Below are 16,895 nucleotides of genomic sequence, written 5' to 3' on the forward strand. Positions count from 1 at the left end.
CAGGGGGGACCCCGCATGCTGATATCGATCGTCGCGCCCTGCTACAACGAGGAAGACGTCCTCGCCCGCTTCCACCAGGAGGTCCAGAAGGTCGCCGAGGAACTGCTGCCCCTCGGCCACGACATGGAGTTCGTGTACGTCGACGACGGCAGCCGGGACCGTACGCTCCCGGTCCTCAAGGAGCTGGCGGACCTCGACTCCCGGGTGCGCTACGTCTCCTTCAGCCGCAACTTCGGCAAGGAGGCGGCCCTGCTCGCCGGCCTGCGGCACGCCTCGGGCGACTCGGTGATCGTCATGGACGCCGACCTCCAGCACCCGCCGGCACTGGTCAAACGCATGATCGAACTGCGCGAACAGGGCTACGACCAGGTCATCGCCAAGCGCACCCGCACCGGCGACCGGCTCACCCGGACCCTCACCGCCCGGCTGTACTACCGGCTCGTCAACCGCCTGGTCGACGTCGAACTCGTCGACGGCGTCGGGGACTTCCGGCTGCTGTCACGCCGGGTGGTGGACGCGGTGCTGGCCCTCACCGAGACCAACCGGTTCTCCAAGGGCCTGTTCGCCTGGGTGGGCTTCCCGAGCACCACCTTCGAGTACCAGAACGCCGCGCGCGAGGCAGGCCGCAGCTCCTGGAACCTGCGCGGCCTGCTCAACTACGGCCTCGACGGACTGCTGTCCTTCAACAACCGCCCACTGCGCGCCGCCCTCTGGCTGGGTGTGGGCCTGCTGCTGTGCGCGGGCCTCTACACCGCCTGGATCGTGGGCGCCGCGCTCGTCAACGGCGTGCAGACCCCCGGCTATGTGACCATCATCACCGCCGTCACCGCCCTCGCGGGCGTCCAGATGGTCATGCTGGGAGTCGTCGGGGAGTACACCGGCCGCATCTACTACGAGGTGAAGGGGCGCCCGCACTTCCTGGTGAAGGCGACCAACGTGGAACGGACGAAAGATCTCATCCCCTGATGCGGCAGATCCTGACCTTCGCGGCGGTCGGCGTCGTGAACACGGCGACCTACTACTGTCTCTACCTGTTGTTCCTGACCGCCCTTCCTTATCTGGCCGCCCACATCCTGGCCTTTCTGCTCAGCATGATCGGTTCCTTTTTCCTGAACGCCCGCTTCACCTACCGGACGCGCCCCACCTGGCGGAAATTCCTGCTGTTCCCGCTGACGAACGTGACCAATTTCCTGATCACCACGGCAGGCGTCTACGTGATCGTCGACCTCCTGCACGCCGGCAGCCGCTTCGCCCCCCTGCTCGCCTCCGCGGCGGCGATCCCGGTCACCTTCGTCGTCTCCCGTTGGGTGATGCTGCCCCGATCGATTGCATAAACGTGCAGCGATACGTATAGTCATGCCATCCAGGAGGAGGATGGACATGGCGGTACGTGCGGCGGTGGCCGGAGCGAGCGGATACGCGGGCGGAGAGGTCCTGCGCCTGCTCCTCGCGCACCCCGGGGTCGAGATCGGTGCCCTGACCGGGAACTCCAACGCCGGACAGCGGCTCGGCGCCCTCCAGCCGCATCTGCTGCCGCTGGCCGACCGCGTGCTGTCCGAGACGACCCCCGAGGCCCTCGCCGGGCACGACGTGGTCTTCCTCGCGCTGCCGCACGGGCAGTCCGCCGCCGTCGCCGAGCAGCTCGGCCCCGAGGTCCTCGTGATCGACATGGGCGCCGACTTCCGGCTCAAGGACCCGGCCGACTGGGAGAGGTTCTACGGCTCCCCGCACGCCGGCACCTGGCCCTACGGCCTCCCCGAACTTCCGGGTGCCCGCGCCGCGCTGGAGGGGTCCAAGCGCATCGCGGTGCCCGGTTGCTACCCCACCGCCGTCTCCCTGGCCCTGTTCCCGGCCTACGCCGCCGGACTCGCCGAGCCCGAGGCGGTGGTCGTCGCCGCGTCCGGGACCTCCGGCGCGGGCAAGGCACCCAAGCCGCACCTGCTCGGCAGCGAGGTCATGGGGTCCATGTCGCCGTACGGCGTCGGCGGCGGCCACCGGCACACCCCCGAGATGATCCAGAACCTCAGCGGGGTGGCCGGACAGACCGTGAAGGTCTCCTTCACGCCGACCCTCGCGCCGATGCCGCGCGGGATCCTCGCCACGTGCAGCGCATCCGCCGCCGAGGGGGTCACGGCCGACGCGGTGCGCGCCGCCTACGAGAAGGCCTACGCCGACGAGCCCTTCGTCCACCTGCTCCCCGAGGGCCGGTGGCCCGCGACGGCGTCCGTCCACGGTTCCAACGCCGTTCAGGTGCAGGTCGCGTACGACGAGTCCGTGGGCCGCATCATCGCGATCAGCGCCATCGACAACCTGACCAAGGGCACCGCGGGCGGTGCCGTCCAGAGCATGAACATCGCCCTCGGTCTCGACGAGACCACCGGGCTTTCCACGATCGGAGTCGCACCGTGAGCTGGGGGCACCTCCCAGCGGTAGCTGGGGGAGTACGTGCAGCCGCCGGGCCGCAGACGACGACGATGGCCGCACCGCTGCGCTGCACGGGCGGAGAAGCGAACAAGGAGATGCAGTGAGCGTCACGGCAGCCAAGGGATTCACGGCGGCGGGCATCGCCGCCGGGATCAAGGAGAACGGCAACCCCGACCTGGCCCTCGTGGTCAACAACGGGCCGCGCCGTACCGCCGCGGGCGTCTTCACCTCCAACCGTGTGAAGGCCGCGCCGGTGCTCTGGTCGGAGCAGGTCCTCAAGGGCGGCCAGGTCTCCGCGGTCGTCCTCAACTCCGGCGGCGCCAACGCCTGTACCGGCCCCCAGGGCTTCCAGGACACCCACGCCACCGCCGAGAAGGCCGCCGAGGTGCTCGGCCTAGGGGCCATCGAGGTCGCCGTCTGCTCCACCGGCCTGATCGGCGTGCTGCTCCCCATGGACAAGGTCCTCAAGGGCGTGGAGACGGCCGCCGCCTCCTTGAGCGAGCACGGCGGCGAGAAGGCCGCCATCGCCATCAAGACCACCGACACCGTCCACAAGACGTCGGTGGTGACCAAGGACGGCTGGACCGTCGGCGGCATGGCCAAGGGCGCCGGCATGCTCGCACCGGGCCTCGCCACCATGCTCGTCGTCCTCACCACCGACGCCGACCTCGGCGACGAGACCCTGGACAAGGCCCTGCGCGCGGCGACCAAGGTCACCTTCGACCGTGTCGACTCCGACGGCTGCATGTCCACCAACGACACCGTCCTGCTGCTCGCCTCCGGCGCCTCCGGCGTCGCCCCGGAGTACGAGGAGTTCGCCGAGGCCGTCCGGCAGGTCTGCGCCGACCTCGGCCGGCAGCTCATCGGCGACGCCGAGGGCGCCAGCAAGGACATCAAGGTCGAGGTGGTCAACGCGGCGAGCGAGGAGGACGCCGTCGAGGTGGGCCGCTCCATCGCCCGCAACAACCTCCTCAAGTGCGCGATCCACGGCGAGGACCCCAACTGGGGCCGCGTGCTCTCCGCGATCGGCACCACGACGGCCGCCTTCGAGCCGGACCAGCTCAACGTCGCCATCAACGGCGTCTGGGTCTGCAAGAACGGCAGCGTCGGCGAGGACCGCGACCTGGTCGACATGCGCTACCGCGAGGTCCACATCGTGGCCGACCTCGCCGCGGGCACCGAGACCGCGACCATCTGGACCAACGACCTGACCGCCGACTACGTCCACGAGAACAGCGCCTACTCCTCATGACCACGACGCGGAAACACACGGCACTGCCGAAGGCCCGGATCCTCATCGAGGCACTGCCCTGGCTGACCCGGCACCACGGCAAGATCGTCGTCATCAAGTTCGGCGGCAACGCCATGGTGAACGAGGATCTGAAGGCCGCCTTCGCCCAGGACGTCGTCTTCCTGCGGCACGCCGGCCTCAAGCCGGTCGTCGTGCACGGGGGCGGCCCGCAGATCAGCGCCGCCCTCGACCGGCACGGCATCGTCAGCGAATTCAAGGCGGGGCTGCGCGTCACCACCGAGGACGCCATGGACGTCGTACGGATGGTGCTCGCCGGACAGGTGCAGCGCGAGCTGGTCGGCCTGCTCAACCAGCACGGTCCGCTCGCCGTCGGCCTGACCGGCGAGGACGCGCACACCATCACCGCCACCAAGCACCAGCCGGAGATCGACGGCGAGCTGGTCGACATCGGCCGGGTCGGCGAGATCACCGAGATCGACACCGGCGCGATCGAGGCACTGCTGGCCGACGGCCGTATCCCGGTCGTCTCCTCGATCGCCCGCTCCAAGGACGACGGACATGTCTACAACGTCAATGCTGATACGGCGGCTGCGGCACTCGCTGCGGCACTGGGCGCCGAGACCCTCATGGTCCTCACCGACGTCGAGGGCCTCTACGAGGACTGGCCGAACTCCGACGAGGTGATCAGCCGGCTCACCGCTTCCCAGCTGGAGAAGCTGCTGCCGGAGCTGAGTTCCGGCATGGTGCCGAAGATGGAGGGCTGCCTGCACGCCGTGCGCAACGGCGTGACGACCGCCCGCGTCATCGACGGCCGGGTCCAGCACTCGATCCTGCTGGAGATCTTCACCGACGAGGGCATCGGCACCATGGTCGTGCCCGACGAGCTTGAGGGGGACGCGCAGTGACGGGCCACCAGGGCAACCAGGAGCTGACCGAGCGCTGGCAGGGCGCGCTCATGAACAACTACGGCACCCCCCGGCTGCCCCTCGTCCGCGGCGAGGGCACCAGGGTCTGGGACGCCGAGGGCCGGCAGTACCTCGACTTCGTCGGCGGCATCGCCACCAACGCACTCGGCCACGCCCACCCCGCGATCGTCGAGGCCGTGACCCGGCAGATCGGCTCCCTCGGCCACATCTCCAACTTCTTCATGGCCGAGCCCACCGTCGCCCTCGCCGAACGGCTCCTGACGCTGTTCGGCCGGGAGGGCCGGGTCTTCTTCTGCAACTCCGGCGCCGAGGCCAACGAGGCCGCCATCAAGATCGGCCGGCTCACCGGGCGCACCCACATGGTCGCCACCGACGGCGGCTTCCACGGCCGCACGATGGGCGCCCTCGCGCTCACCGGCCAGCCCGCCAAGCAGGACCCCTTCCGGCCGCTGCCCGGCGAGGTCACCCACGTCCCCTACGGCGACGCGCAGGCGCTGGCCGCAGCGGTCACCGAGGACACCGCCCTGGTGGTCATCGAGCCGATCCAGGGCGAGAACGGCGTGGTCGTGCCCCCGGCCGGCTACCTCAAGGCGGCCCGCGCGATCACCGCCGCCACGGGTGCGCTGCTCGTCCTGGACGAGGTGCAGACCGGCATCGGGCGGACCGGCACCTGGTTCGAGTACCAGGCCCACGAGGGCGTCCTGCCCGACGTCGTCACCCTCGCCAAACAGCTCGGCGGCGGGCTGCCGCTCGGCGCGACCGTGGCCTTCGGGCGGGCCGCCGAACTGCTGCGGCCCGGCCAGCACGGGACCACCTTCGGCGGCAACCCGGTCGCCTGCGCCGCCGGACTCGCCGTGCTCGACACGATCGAGGGCGAGGGCCTGCTCGACAACGTCAAGCGGCAGAGCGAGAGGTTGCGGGACGGCGTCGAGGGCCTGAACCACCCGTTGATCGATCATGTCCGTGGTGCGGGCCTGCTCCTGGGTATCGTGCTCACCGGGCCGCGCGCACCGCAGGTGCAGCAGGCGGCCCAGGAAGCCGGGTTCCTGGTGAACGCGCCCGCCCCCGACGTCGTACGGCTCATGCCGCCGCTGAACCTCCGCGACGACGAGGCGGGTGCGCTGCTCCGGGCGCTGCCCGGCATCCTCGACGCGGCGAACCCGGTGGACGGGGACGGACGATCCGGAGAATGAGACGACGATGAGCGAGGCGCAGGACCACGAGGCGGGAAACGGTGCCGGGCCCGCCGTGCCCCAGACCCGCACCGCACGGCACCGCCGGATCGTGGACATCCTCAACCGGCAGCCGGTGCGGTCGCAGAGCCAGCTGGCGAAGCTGCTCGCCGACGACGGGCTGAGCGTGACACAGGCGACGCTCAGCCGGGATCTCGACGAGCTGAACGCGGTGAAGATCCGCAACACCGACGGCGACCTGATCTACGCGGTGCCGAGCGAGGGCGGCTTCCGTACGCCGCGGGCTCCGCTGGGGGAGTCGGCCAAGGAGGAGCGGATGCGGCGGCTCTCCCAGGAGCTGCTGATCTCCGCGGAGGCCTCGGCGAATCTGGTGGTCCTGCGGACTCCTCCGGGGGCCGCGCAGTTCCTCGCCTCCGCTATCGACCAGGCGGAGTTGCACGACATCCTGGGGACGATCGCCGGTGACGACACGTTGCTGCTGATCAGCAGGGACCCCAGCGGGGGCCAGGCCCTGGCGGACCATCTGCTGCGGCTGGCGCAGAACGGGCACTGACCGTGCGGGGCCCGGCCGGCCGACGCAGAATGGGCATGTGATCTTCCGCGGCGAGCGGCCGGGGAGACGGACAATCCCCTGGCGGCCGTCGAACGTATACAGAGGTGTGGCGGGATATCGGTTCCCCGTCGGCCGCCTCCCGGACGAGGCTCTGCTGTCCGGGCTGGCCGCCGGCGATCCGGAGCTGGCCGTGATCTTCGTACGGAGGTTCCAGCACCGGGTCTTCGGTGTGGCCATGGCCGTCACCGGGGACCAGCAGCTCGCCGAGGACGTCGCCCAGCAGACGTTCGAGCGCGCGTGGCGTCATGCGCAGATCTACGACTCGCGCCGGGGCTCGGTCATGACCTGGCTGACGACCATCGCGCACAACCTGGCCGTCGACGCGATCCGGGCCCGGCGGACGGAGCCGCTGGCACCCGAGGACCTCGAAGACCTGCTGGACGCGGTCACCGAGACCCCCGAGCGGTGGGCGCTGGCCGACGAGGCCTCCGCCCAGGTCCGCTCCGCCCTGGCACGGCTGCCACGGGAACAGGCCAGGGCGCTGATGATGGCCGGCATCTACGGCATGACGGCCCAGCAGGTCGCCGACGCGGAGAGGATCCCGCTGGGTACCGCCAAGACGCGGATCAGGACGGCGATGGCACGGCTGCGCACCACCGTCGCTTCTCCGGAACGAGGCGACCATGTCCAGTGAAGCGAACTGCGAGAAGCTGCGGGAGATCGGTCCCGAGCTGGCGCTGGGCGTGCTGCCCGGCCGGGAGCGGGCCGAGGCGGTCGCCCATCTGGACCGGTGCGCGGACTGCCGGGAGTACATCCGGCAACTGACCCTGGTCGGCGACCGGCTGGCCGGACTGCTGCCGGACCGCGAGCCGCCGCCCGGCTTCGAGACCCGCGTGGCGCGCGGCCTCGCCCAGTCCACGCCGGCACCCGGGGGACAGCGCCCGACGGGCGTCTTCGGGCGCTCACGGCGGGGCCTTCGCCACGGCGCCCGGCGGGCCCGGGTACGGGTCGCCGCGGTCGGTGCCGCGTGCGCCGTCGCCGTCGGATTCGCCGGCTGGGCGGTCGGCACCGCCGTCGAGGAGGTCACCGCCTCGCCACCGCCCGCCGTCGAGTCCGAGCCGGTGCTCGTCGGGGACATGACCCCGGCCGGGCGCGGCGGGCAGCCCGTCGGCGAGCTCTACGCCCACCCCGGCACCCCCGGCTGGATCTTCGTGTCCGTCGCCCTCACCCGCCCCGGCACCCGGTACACCGGAACGGCCACCTGTTTCCTGGAGCGCGCCGACGGCACCAGCGTCCGCGTCGGCGACTTCCCCGTGCGCGACGGCCACGGCAGCTGGGGCGTGGTGGTTCCCGTCGACCTCACCCGGTACTCCGGAGCCCGTCTGACGTCGCCCGACGGCACCGTCCTCGCCACCGCGCAGCTACGGAAGGGGCAGGTCCTCGCCCCGGAGGCGTGAACCGTCCGCTCAGCCACCGCGGGGCGGGACGGCAAGCGCCGCCTCCAGTGCGGCGGCCAGCTCGGCGACAGTGGGCCGCGACGCCGGATCGGCGCGCAGACAGCCGTCGACGGCGGCGGCGACAGGGGCCGGCAGGCGCCGCCGGGACGCGACCGGCGGCGCCCCGCGCTCCAGCCGCGGCCACCGGCCGGCCGGGCCACCGGTGCCGGCCCCGTCGGAGGAAAAGCTTCCGGACGGTGGACCGGGGGCCGCGTGGACCGGGAGGCCGCGTGACCCGGGAGCCGGCCGCTCTCAGCCCAGCCGTGCCGCCAGCCCCCCGGTGCACCGCACCTCGTCGCCGGCGGTGATCAGCAGGGCCTCCGCGTCCGGCAGGGACTCCAGCCAGGCCAGTGCCGCCCGCGAACCCATCGCGAACGCGGCCGTGGCCCAGCAGTCGACGAACGTCAGACGCGGCCCCACCACAGTGACCGCCACCAGGTCCGTCACCGCGGACCGACCGGTGCGCGGATCGACGATGTGCGCCCCCCGCTCCGCCGTGCCGGACGTCGCCACCGCCAACTCCTCCGTGCCCGCCGCCGAGACGACCGCCGCCAGCCCGCCGGGCCGGAGCGGATCGGCCACCCCCACCCGCCAGGAACGCTGCGGCTCCGGCGCGCCCAGCAGCTGCACGTCCCCGCCCCCGTTGACGCTCACCCCCCGCACCCCGGCCACCGCGGCCAGCATCCGCGCCGCCCGCTCGGTCGCCCAGCCCTTGACGATGCCGGTGGGGTCCAGCGGGCCCCGGTAGCGCGTGCTGAACCACCCCTCGCTCACCCGCTCCGCCTCGGCCGCCAGCTCCAGCACCTCGGCCACCTCGGGAGCGCACCCCGAGGCGTCCAGTTCCCCCCGGGCCAGCCGTGACACCTCGCTGTCCTCGCGGTAGGTGCTGAAGAGCGCGTCCGCCCGGTGCAGCCCGGCGACGGCCTCGGCGAGCGCCGCCCGTACCGCGTCCGGATCCCCGCCGCGGACGTCGAAGGAGAAGACCGTCCCCATGACCTCCTCCGCGTGACGCACCGCGGCGGGTGCCTTCGCCGGCTCGGCCACCGTGTCAGCCACCGGCCTGGTCCAGGGCCGACTGGAGGGACTGCCGGTAGCCGGTGCTGGTGTAGGTGGCTCCCGAGACGGCGTCGATGTCCGCCGTTCCCGCCGCCACGGCTTCCTGGTTGAGTTTCGGGACGGCGAGCTGCGTCTTCTGGTCGCTGAGGCCGCCCTTGGGGGCCTGCACCGCCTCCGCCTCGGTGATCTTCCCGTCGCTGACCGTGATCCGGACCTGGACCGGCCCGTACTGGGTCCGCACGGCCTTCCCGGTGACGGTCCGCGCCGCCGCGCCGGCCGCACCGGAGGTACCCGACGACGCCGGCTTGATCTTGTCCAGCGCGGACTGCAACGACTTCTTGTAGCCCTCGCTCGTGTACGTCGCCCCGGAGACGGCGTCGATGTCCGCCGTTCCCGCCGCCACGGCTTCCTGGTTGAGTTTCGGGACGGCGAGCTGCGTCTTCTGGTCGCTGAGGCCGCCCTTGGGCGCCTGGACCGCCTCGGCCTTGGTGATCTTCCCGCCGCTCACGGTCAGCCGTACCTGCACGGCACCGTACTGCGTCTGCGCCGCGTCACCGGTCACCGTGCCGGAGCCGGCCGGGGCCGCGCCCCGGGCTCCGCCCTGCGGCGACTCCTGCCCGGCCGCCGTCGGCTGCGGGGCCGCGCCCGCAGCCGACGCGGCGGCCGGATCCGACGCCGGCTTCAGCGACAGCAGCAGCACGACACCGGACACGGTCGCGGCGGTGGCCAGCACGACCCGCCGCACGGGGTGGCTCTTCCTCATCGGTTCGCAGCTCCGCTCACATCTCGAACGACTCGTGGTGGATACGGCGGGCGGGCACCCCCGCCTCGCGCAGTGCCTCGTACACCGACTGCGCGAACCCGGGCGGACCGCACATGAAGACGTCGTGCCGGTCGATGTCCGGCATCTTCCGCCGGAGGTTCTCCGCGGAGATGTCCGGCCGTTCGCCCTCCGGGCTGTTCACCGCGTACATCAGCCGGGCCCCGCGCTCCTCGGCGATGGCCGCCAGCTCGTCCCACAGCGCCAGGTCCTGGGTGGTGTTCGCCCGGTACAGGAGCGTGATGTCACCGGCGGCACCGGGCAGTGTCTCGAACAGCGCCCGCATCGGTGTGATGCCCACCCCGCCCGCGACCAGCAGCACCTTGCCCCGGCTGCGGCGCTGCGCGGTGAGCGCGCCGTAGGGGCCCTCCGCCCACACCTTCGTCCCGGGTGCCAGCTCGCGCAGCCGGGCGCTGTGGTCGCCGATCGCCTTCACCGTGATCCGCAGCATGCCGGGGCGGGGGGCGGCCGAGAGGGAGTACGGGTGCGAGCTGAACCGCATCCCGGGGGCGAGGAACCGCCAGCGGAAGAACTGGCCCGCTTCCGCGCCCATCCGGTGCAGCTTCCGCCCGCCGATCAGCACCGACACGATGCCCGGCGTCTCCTCGATCACCGCTTCCACGTACATGCGGTGCCGGAGGTTCAGCCGGATCGGGGTGAGGACGCGGTACCAGACCACCAGCGCGGTGACCGCGCCGTACAGGCCGTACCAGAAGGTCTTGGCGGCGGGCTCCACCGCGAAGTCGTTGCCGGTGGTGATCTGGTGCCAGAACGTCAGGAACACCGCCGCGTAGGTCAGCAGGTGGACGTGGTACCAGGTGTCGTACGGCAGCCGGCGGCGGACCGGGCCGATCGACGTCAGCCCGATGACCACGAACAGGCCCGTGCCGATGGCCGCCTTGCCCATGTCCGGGAGCTGGTCGACGGAGTCGACGGTCTGCTGGACGATGTCGCCGAGGGACCTGCCGGCCTGGCGCGCGTATCCCCACATGACGAGGAAGACGTGGGCGACGACCAGGCACAGCGTGTACCGGCCGCTCATCGCGTGCCAGCGGGCCACCCGGTCGGAACCGACCCGCCGCTCCAGCGCCGGGACGCGCGCCATCTGGAGCACGACCAGCGCCATGAGGTAGCCGGCCAGCAGACCGGTGATCCGGCCCGCGCCCAGGATCCGGCCGGTGTCGTCGGCGATGGAGGGGGTGTTGTGCCACCAGAGCCACAGCACGGCCGCCGCGCCCGCCCAGACGGCGAGCAGCAGCGGTACGGCCGGGGAGCGGCGCGGGCGGATGCGGCGCATCGTCTGTCGGCGGGCGGCACGTCCGCCTGCGAGCGTGGTGGTCACGGTTCCTCCGTGGGGACTTGACCCTTGGCCCACAGATACGTGCCGCACGGCGGGAGTGTTCAGAGCCCCGCCGAGTCCAGCGCGGACTGGAGTGACTGCCGGTAACCGTCACTGGTGTACGTGGCTCCCGACACCGTGTCGATCTCCGCGCTCTGCGCCGCCAGCGCCTCGCGCCGCAGCTCGGGCAGGGCGTAGTTGTTGATCTCTTGGTCGCGTGGGTTCTCCTGCGGGTAGGTGACGGCCGTGACGTCGGTGAGCCTGCCGTCCCGCACGGTGACGCGTACCTGGACCGGGCCCCAGCGGGTCTGCACGGTGTCCCCGGTGGCCGTCCTGGTCCCGGAGGCCGGGCCGGGCGCCGGACTGCTCGACGCGGCGGGGGACCTGGTGCCCGCCATCGCCACGGTGGGCACCGTGTGCGGCTTCAGCGCCAGCAGCAGCACCATCCCGGAGACCGTGGCGGCACTCGCCAGCACGATCCGGCGCAGGGGACGGTGCTTGTTCAACGCGTGCATGTCTGGCCCTTCTCGGTCACTCTGCGGCTCTCTCTCCGGCTCACAGCTCGAACGACTCGTGGTGGATGCGGCGGTCCGCCACCCCGGCCGCCCGCAGCGCCCGGTAGACGTCCTGGGCGAAGCCGTGCGGCCCGCAGAGGAAGACGTCGTAGTCGCGGGCGAGGCCGGGGAAGGTGGCGCGCAACGACTCCGCCGTCAGGGCCGGGCGCTCCCCGCCGGGGCCGTTGAGCGCGTACAGCACCCGCCCGCCGCGCCAGCGGGCGATCGCCTCCAGCTCGCCGCCCAGTGCCAGGTCCTCGGCCGAGCGCGCCCGGTACAGCAGGGTGACCTCGCCGGGCAGCGTCTCGAACAGCGCCCGCAGTGGCGTGACGCCGATGCCGGCCGCGATCAGCAGGGTGCGCCGGCCGGCGGCCCGGTCGGCGGTCAGGGCGCCGTACGGGCCCTCCGCCCACACCCGGGTGCCGGGGCGCAGCAGGGCCACGGCCGCGCTGTGGTCGCCGAGCGCCTTGACCGTGATGCGCAGCAGGTCCGGGCGCGGCGGCGCCGACAGGGAGTACGGCGTCGACGTCCGGCGCATGCCCTCGGCGAGGAACCGCCAGCGGAAGAACTCGCCCGGCCGCACCCCCAACTCGTCCATGTTCCGTCCCCGTACGACGACCGAGTACACCCCCGGCGCCTCCTGGTGCACCGAGTCGACGCGCAGGCGGTGGCGCAGGTTGAGCCGTACCGGGGCGAGGATCCGGAACCACAGCACCAGGGCCGCCACGCCCAGGTACAGCGCGTACCAGGCGGCGGTCGCGACCGGCTCGCCGTTGAACTCCTCGCCGAGGGCGATCTGGTGCCCGAAGGCGAGGAACACGGCCGCGTACGTCAGCAGGTGGACGTAGTACCAGAACTCGTGGCTCGTCCGGCGGCGCACGGCGCGCGCCGAGGTGACGCCGACCGCGAGGAGGATCACCGTGCCGGCGGTGGCCTTCAGCATCTCCGGGTAGTCGAGGACGACGGTCACCGCCTCGTGCCCCAGGGAGGCCCGGTCCTGGGCGGCGTACCCGGCGAGGATCAGCACGACGTGCGCGAGCAGCAGGCAGACGGTGTACCGGCCGGCCAGCGCGTGCCAGCGCGCCACCCGGTCCGAGCCGACGCGCCGCTCCAGCAGCGGCACCCGCGCCATCAGCCCGACCAGCACCGCGCAGGCGTACCCGCACAGCAGCCCGGCGATCCGCCCGGCCCCGGTCAGCCACCCGGCCGCCCCGACCACGGACCCGGTGTCCGCCCACCAGAGCGCGAGTACGGCCGCTGCCCCCGCCCACAGCAGGGCCAGCACGGGCCCGGCGGGGGAGCGCCGGGCGGTCACGGGCAGCGGCGGGGCCGGGGCCGCCCGTCGCGTATCCAGGGTGGTCATCTGATGTCGCCGTCCTTTCGTCCGTCGGCCAGGCCACTGTGCGGGGCGAAGCTCTGAGAGAGCTCTGAGCGGGCCCCGCCCGGGCGGACTCACAGGAAACTCAGAGGAGGCCGGGGCGTCCGGAGCGCCGGGGACCGGCGATGCTGGAAGGCGCGATGAACACCACCCGCTCCGGCCGCCCCGCACTCACCCGCCCCGACGGCAGCCCGCTGCGCGTCCTCGTCGTCGACGACGACCCCGACCTCGCGGAGGTGCTCACCGGAGCCCTGCGCTACGAGCGCTGGGAGGTGCGCGCGGCCGGCGACGGTGCCGCCGCCCTCGCCGCCGCCCGCGAGTTGATGCCCGACGCCGTCGTCCTGGACGTGATGCTCCCGGACACCGACGGCTTCGCGGTGTTGTGCCGCCTGCACGAGGTGAAACCCGATGTGTGCGTGCTCTTCCTGACCGCTCGGGACGCGGTCGAGGACCGTATCGCCGGGATCACCGCGGGCGGCGACGACTACGTCACCAAGCCGTTCAGCCTGGAGGAGGTCGTCGCCCGGCTGCGCGGCCTGCTGCGCCGGGCCGGCATGGCCCGCACGCAGGAGGAGGGCCCGCGGCTGGTCGTCGGGGACCTGGTGATGGACGAGGACGCCCGCGAGGTGACCCGGGCCGGGGAGCTGATCGACCTCTCGCCGACCGAGTTCGAACTCCTCCGCTTCCTCATGCGCAACCCGCGCCGCGTGCTCAGCAAGGCGCAGATCCTCGACCGGGTCTGGTCCTACGACTTCGGCGGCCGGGCCCATGTCGTCGAGCTGTACATCTCCTACCTGCGCAAGAAGGTCGACGCGGGCCGCGAGCCCATGATCCACACCGTGCGCGGCGCCGGCTACGTCCTGAAGCCGGTGACCAGGTGACCCCGCCGCGCCCCCGCACTCTGCGTCCCCGCACCCTCCGGGCCCGGCTCACCGTCGGGCTGGTGACGCTGCTGGCGGTGAGCTGCGCGGCCGTCGGCCTGGCCGCGGTCGTGGAACTGAACGGCTTCCTCACCCAGCGCCTGGACGAACAGCTCACCCAGGTCGGCACCCGCTTCCCGGAGAGCCTGGAGCACGACGGCCGGCTGCCCGATGACCACGACGGCGACGAGCACGCCGACACCCGCCGCATGGCCACCGGCACCTTCGGCGCCCGCCTGCTGAACGGCACCGTCACCCACAAGGGGCTCATCCGCTCCGGCGACCCCGCCGCCGACCTGAACGTGGACCTGACCGCGCGGGACGCCGACCGGCTGGCCCGGGTACCGGCCGACGGCAGGCCCCACACCGTCGAACTGACCTCCCTGGACGACTACCGGGTCATCGCCTCCCCCGGCCGGGACGGAGACGTGCTGCTCGTCGGCCTCCCCCTGGAGCCGGTCCAGGCCACGGTCCACCGGCTGGAACTGGTGGCCGGCGTCGTCTTCGGCCTCGCCCTGGTCGTCACGGGCGTGGCCGGAGCCTGCTGGGTCCGCTGGTCGCTCCGGCCGCTCAGCCGGGTCGCCGCCACCGCCACCCGGGTCAGCGAGCTCCCGCTGGCCAGCGGCGAGGTCGCGCTGCCGCCACGGGCCCCGGACACCGACCCGCACGGCGAGGTCGGCCAGGTGGCCACGGCCTTCAACCGCATGCTGGGCCACGTGGAGGACGCGCTCACCAAGCGGCACGCCGTGGAGGAGCGGCTACGGCGCTTCGCCGCCGACGCCAGCCACGAACTGCGCACCCCGGTCGCCTCGGTCCGCGGCCACGCCGAACTGGCCCTCCTGCACCCGGGTCCGGTGCCACCGGAGGTCACCCGCGCCCTGGACCGCATCACGGCCGAGTCCGCCCGCATGGGCGAGATGGTCGACGACCTGCTCCTGCTCGCCCGCCTGGACGCGGGCCGCCCGCTGGAACGCCGGCCGGTGGACCTGACCCGCCTGGTCCTGGACGCGGTGACGGACGCCCGCGCCGCGGGCCCCGCCCACCGCTGGACCCTGGACCTGCCGGAGGAACCGGTGACGGCGCCGGGCGACGCCCACCGCCTCCACCAGGCGCTCGCCAACCTGCTGGCCAACGCGCGTCTGCACACACCGGCCGGCACGAAGGTGACGATCACCCTGGAGGCCGGTGCCGCCGAGGCCGCCCTCGCGGTCCACGACGACGGCCCCGGCGTACCCGAGGACGTCCGGCCCACCGTCTTCGAACGCTTCACCCGGGCGGAACACCGCCGCCGAGCCGATGCCTCCGGCGGGGGAGCGGGCCTGGGCCTGTCGATCGTGGCGGCGGTGGCGGAGGCGCACGGGGGAAGCGTGGAACTGGAGAGCCGGCCGGGCGCGACGACGTTCACGGTGCGTCTGCCCCTGACGCCCTGACGGGCCCGTCACCACGCGCTTCAGTAGCGGCCGACCGCCGTCGCCCCGCTCTCCGTGCCGATCGCGATGTGCGGCTTGGCCGCCGGGTCGGTCCAGGTGAGGATCCGGCGCATGGCGTCCTGTGGCACGGACACGCAACCGGCGGTCGCCGCCCGGCCGTTGACGTGCAGGAAGATCCCGGCTCCGCGTCCCCGCACGGGCCGGTCGTAGTTGAAGGCGATGACGAGGCCGTACGCGTACTGGGTGCCGTAGTCGATCAGGTGCTCGGCCTCGGCGGCGCGGCAGTCGGCGGGGAGCGGGTCGACCCAGCGGTTGTAGGAGCGGGAGTCGTTGTCCTGGCACCACCAGGAGCTCTCCCGGACCGGGCGGTACGTGACCCGTGTGCCGGCCGGCGCGGCCTTGATCCCGAAGCCGAAGGGGAGGCCGTACAGCCCGGTCGGTGTCGTGTTCGTGCCCTGCTCGCGGGCGCTGCCGTCCACCAGTCCGCCCGCTCCGAACCGGGCCGGTGCCCAGCCGGCCCGGACCCACCGGCCGTCCCGCAGGTCCCACCAGCTGACCGTGCCCGTCGTGGCCCCGGTGTCCGGGGCCTGAGCGACGATCAGTTGGCGGCCCCCGCCCGTGTCCGCCATCCCCGCGGGCAGCGGCACCGGGCCGCGGCCGGGCGCGGCGCCGAGCAGGGCGAGGGCGGAGGCGGAGACGAGGGCGAGGACCACACCGGGGCGCATGGCTCAGACGGTAGAGGGCGGCAGCGGCAACGGCAGCCCGGGGAGGCCGTCCAGGCTACTGGCGATGTGCTCCTTCTTCTCGAAGTACGCGCTCAGCGAGGCGTCGTCCTCGCGGGCGAAGCGCCTGCCGTGCAGGTCGCGGTCCTCCTCGTACGCCATGTGGGGGACGGCGTATCCGCAGCTGTCCCGGACCAGTTCGGCGCGGACGACGATGACCGCGCGCAGCCCGTGGAGGCTCGGGTCGATGTCCGGGAAGTGGGCGAGCAGTTCCGGGAGACGCGGATCGTCACGGAAGACCGGCTCGCCCCGGCCGTGCACGCGCACGATGTTCGGCGGGCCCTGGAAGGCGCACCACATCAGCGTGATCCGCCCGTTCTCCCTGAGGTGCGCGATGGTCTCGGCGGTGGACCCGGCGAAGTCCAGGTAGGCCACGGTGAGTTCGTCGAGCACGGCGAAGGAGCCCTTGAGGCCCTTGGGGGAGAGGTTGACCGTGCCGTCACCGGAGAGCGGGGCGGTCGCGGTGAAGAAGAGGGGCTGCTCCTCGATGAAGGTGCGCAGCCTGCCGTCTATGCGCTCATAGGTCTTTCCCATGTCTGCCGAGTATCGGCGGAAGTTCTTCGACTGTCTAAGTAATTGCCGTATCCGGCGCGGGGGAGTTCGCCGTGGCCGCCCCGGCCGGCGCTTCCCACGGGGCGGCCACGGCTGCCTGTCACCTCACTGGGTGAGGGTGCAGGCGGCCAGTGAGCCCAGCCCCGTCGGCTTGGCGGAGGTGCGGCCGATGGCGATGGCGATGCGGTCGATGGTCGAGGAGCGCTTGTCCTTCAGCGGA

Annotated in this window: 18 protein-coding genes; 11 read left to right on the forward strand and 7 right to left on the reverse strand. The window is 72.7% G+C overall.

The annotated features are described in order from the left end of the window. The first annotated feature begins 15 nt into the window (after nt 1-15). The 9 genes from C3492_RS16115 to C3492_RS16155 all read left to right on the forward strand — a co-directional run bounded on the left by C3492_RS16115 (nt 16) and on the right by C3492_RS16155 (nt 7,805). Entirely contained in the window at nt 16-966 is a 951-nt protein-coding gene (locus C3492_RS16115; protein ID WP_103812446.1) for a glycosyltransferase family 2 protein, read from the forward strand. Continuing rightward, nucleotides 966-1,334 (forward strand): GtrA family protein, encoded by a 369-nt coding sequence (locus C3492_RS16120; protein WP_103812447.1) that lies wholly within the window; start codon nt 966-968, stop codon nt 1,332-1,334. The genes C3492_RS16115 and C3492_RS16120 overlap by 1 nt, the downstream gene beginning before the upstream one ends. A gap of 46 nt (nt 1,335-1,380) precedes the next feature. Then, complete coding sequence (argC, locus tag C3492_RS16125; protein ID WP_103812474.1) at nt 1,381-2,409, forward strand: N-acetyl-gamma-glutamyl-phosphate reductase; 1,029 nt, start codon at nt 1,381-1,383, stop codon at nt 2,407-2,409. Between the two features lie 115 nt (nt 2,410-2,524). Next, complete coding sequence (argJ, locus tag C3492_RS16130; RefSeq protein WP_103812448.1) at nt 2,525-3,676, forward strand: bifunctional glutamate N-acetyltransferase/amino-acid acetyltransferase ArgJ; 1,152 nt, start codon at nt 2,525-2,527, stop codon at nt 3,674-3,676. Further along, entirely contained in the window at nt 3,673-4,581 is a 909-nt protein-coding gene (gene argB, locus C3492_RS16135; protein ID WP_103812449.1) for an acetylglutamate kinase, read from the forward strand. Before argJ ends, argB begins: the two co-directional genes overlap by 4 nt. Then, on the forward strand, nt 4,578-5,795 hold the full coding sequence (locus tag C3492_RS16140; RefSeq protein ID WP_103812450.1) for an acetylornithine transaminase: 1,218 nt from the start codon (nt 4,578-4,580) through the stop codon (nt 5,793-5,795). Before argB ends, C3492_RS16140 begins: the two co-directional genes overlap by 4 nt. A gap of 7 nt (nt 5,796-5,802) precedes the next feature. Next, on the forward strand, nt 5,803-6,348 hold the full coding sequence (locus tag C3492_RS16145) for an arginine repressor (RefSeq protein ID WP_103812451.1): 546 nt from the start codon (nt 5,803-5,805) through the stop codon (nt 6,346-6,348). A gap of 106 nt (nt 6,349-6,454) precedes the next feature. Beyond that, the gene (locus tag C3492_RS16150; RefSeq protein WP_103812452.1) at nt 6,455-7,042 is read left to right on the forward strand and encodes an RNA polymerase sigma factor; all 588 of its coding nucleotides are present in this window, start codon (nt 6,455-6,457) and stop codon (nt 7,040-7,042) included. Continuing rightward, nucleotides 7,032-7,805, forward strand: a complete 774-nt coding sequence (locus C3492_RS16155; RefSeq protein ID WP_103812453.1) for a hypothetical protein — start codon at nt 7,032-7,034, stop codon at nt 7,803-7,805. The genes C3492_RS16150 and C3492_RS16155 overlap by 11 nt, the downstream gene beginning before the upstream one ends. 291 nt (nt 7,806-8,096) lie before the next feature. Here C3492_RS16155 and C3492_RS16160 read toward each other — a convergent pair whose 3' ends face one another. The 5 genes from C3492_RS16160 to C3492_RS16180 are packed head-to-tail and all read right to left on the reverse strand — an operon-like array spanning nt 8,097 to nt 12,976. Continuing rightward, entirely contained in the window at nt 8,097-8,888 is a 792-nt protein-coding gene (locus C3492_RS16160) for an FAD:protein FMN transferase (protein ID WP_103812475.1), read from the reverse strand. A 4-nt stretch (nt 8,889-8,892) separates the two neighbouring features. After that, a complete protein-coding gene (locus C3492_RS16165; protein WP_181140389.1) occupies nt 8,893-9,663 on the reverse strand; it encodes an FMN-binding protein in 771 nt (256 codons plus the stop codon). Between the two features lie 16 nt (nt 9,664-9,679). Further along, complete coding sequence (locus C3492_RS16170) at nt 9,680-11,062, reverse strand: ferric reductase-like transmembrane domain-containing protein (protein WP_181140390.1); 1,383 nt, start codon at nt 11,060-11,062, stop codon at nt 9,680-9,682. Nucleotides 11,063-11,121: 59 nt separating this feature from the next. Beyond that, nucleotides 11,122-11,574, reverse strand: a complete 453-nt coding sequence (locus C3492_RS16175; RefSeq protein WP_103812455.1) for an FMN-binding protein — start codon at nt 11,572-11,574, stop codon at nt 11,122-11,124. A 40-nt stretch (nt 11,575-11,614) separates the two neighbouring features. Continuing rightward, a complete protein-coding gene (locus C3492_RS16180) occupies nt 11,615-12,976 on the reverse strand; it encodes a ferric reductase-like transmembrane domain-containing protein (protein ID WP_181140391.1) in 1,362 nt (453 codons plus the stop codon). A gap of 155 nt (nt 12,977-13,131) precedes the next feature. On the opposite strand from C3492_RS16180, the gene C3492_RS16185 reads away from it, so the two are divergent. Both C3492_RS16185 and C3492_RS16190 read left to right on the forward strand, forming a co-directional pair. Then, nucleotides 13,132-13,872, forward strand: a complete 741-nt coding sequence (locus C3492_RS16185) for a response regulator transcription factor (protein WP_103812478.1) — start codon at nt 13,132-13,134, stop codon at nt 13,870-13,872. Beyond that, on the forward strand, nt 13,869-15,341 hold the full coding sequence (locus C3492_RS16190; RefSeq protein WP_103812456.1) for a HAMP domain-containing sensor histidine kinase: 1,473 nt from the start codon (nt 13,869-13,871) through the stop codon (nt 15,339-15,341). Before C3492_RS16185 ends, C3492_RS16190 begins: the two co-directional genes overlap by 4 nt. A gap of 20 nt (nt 15,342-15,361) precedes the next feature. On the opposite strand, the gene C3492_RS16195 is transcribed toward C3492_RS16190, so the two are convergent. Next, nucleotides 15,362-16,066, reverse strand: a complete 705-nt coding sequence (locus C3492_RS16195) for a L,D-transpeptidase (protein WP_181140392.1) — start codon at nt 16,064-16,066, stop codon at nt 15,362-15,364. Nucleotides 16,067-16,069: 3 nt separating this feature from the next. Then, the gene (locus C3492_RS16200) at nt 16,070-16,657 is read right to left on the reverse strand and encodes a pyridoxamine 5'-phosphate oxidase family protein (protein WP_103812457.1); all 588 of its coding nucleotides are present in this window, start codon (nt 16,655-16,657) and stop codon (nt 16,070-16,072) included. Between the last annotated feature and the right edge of the window lie 238 nt (nt 16,658-16,895).

It is taken from the genome of Streptomyces sp. Ru62, from assembly GCF_002920615.1.
Lineage (GTDB): Bacteria > Actinomycetota > Actinomycetes > Streptomycetales > Streptomycetaceae > Streptomyces.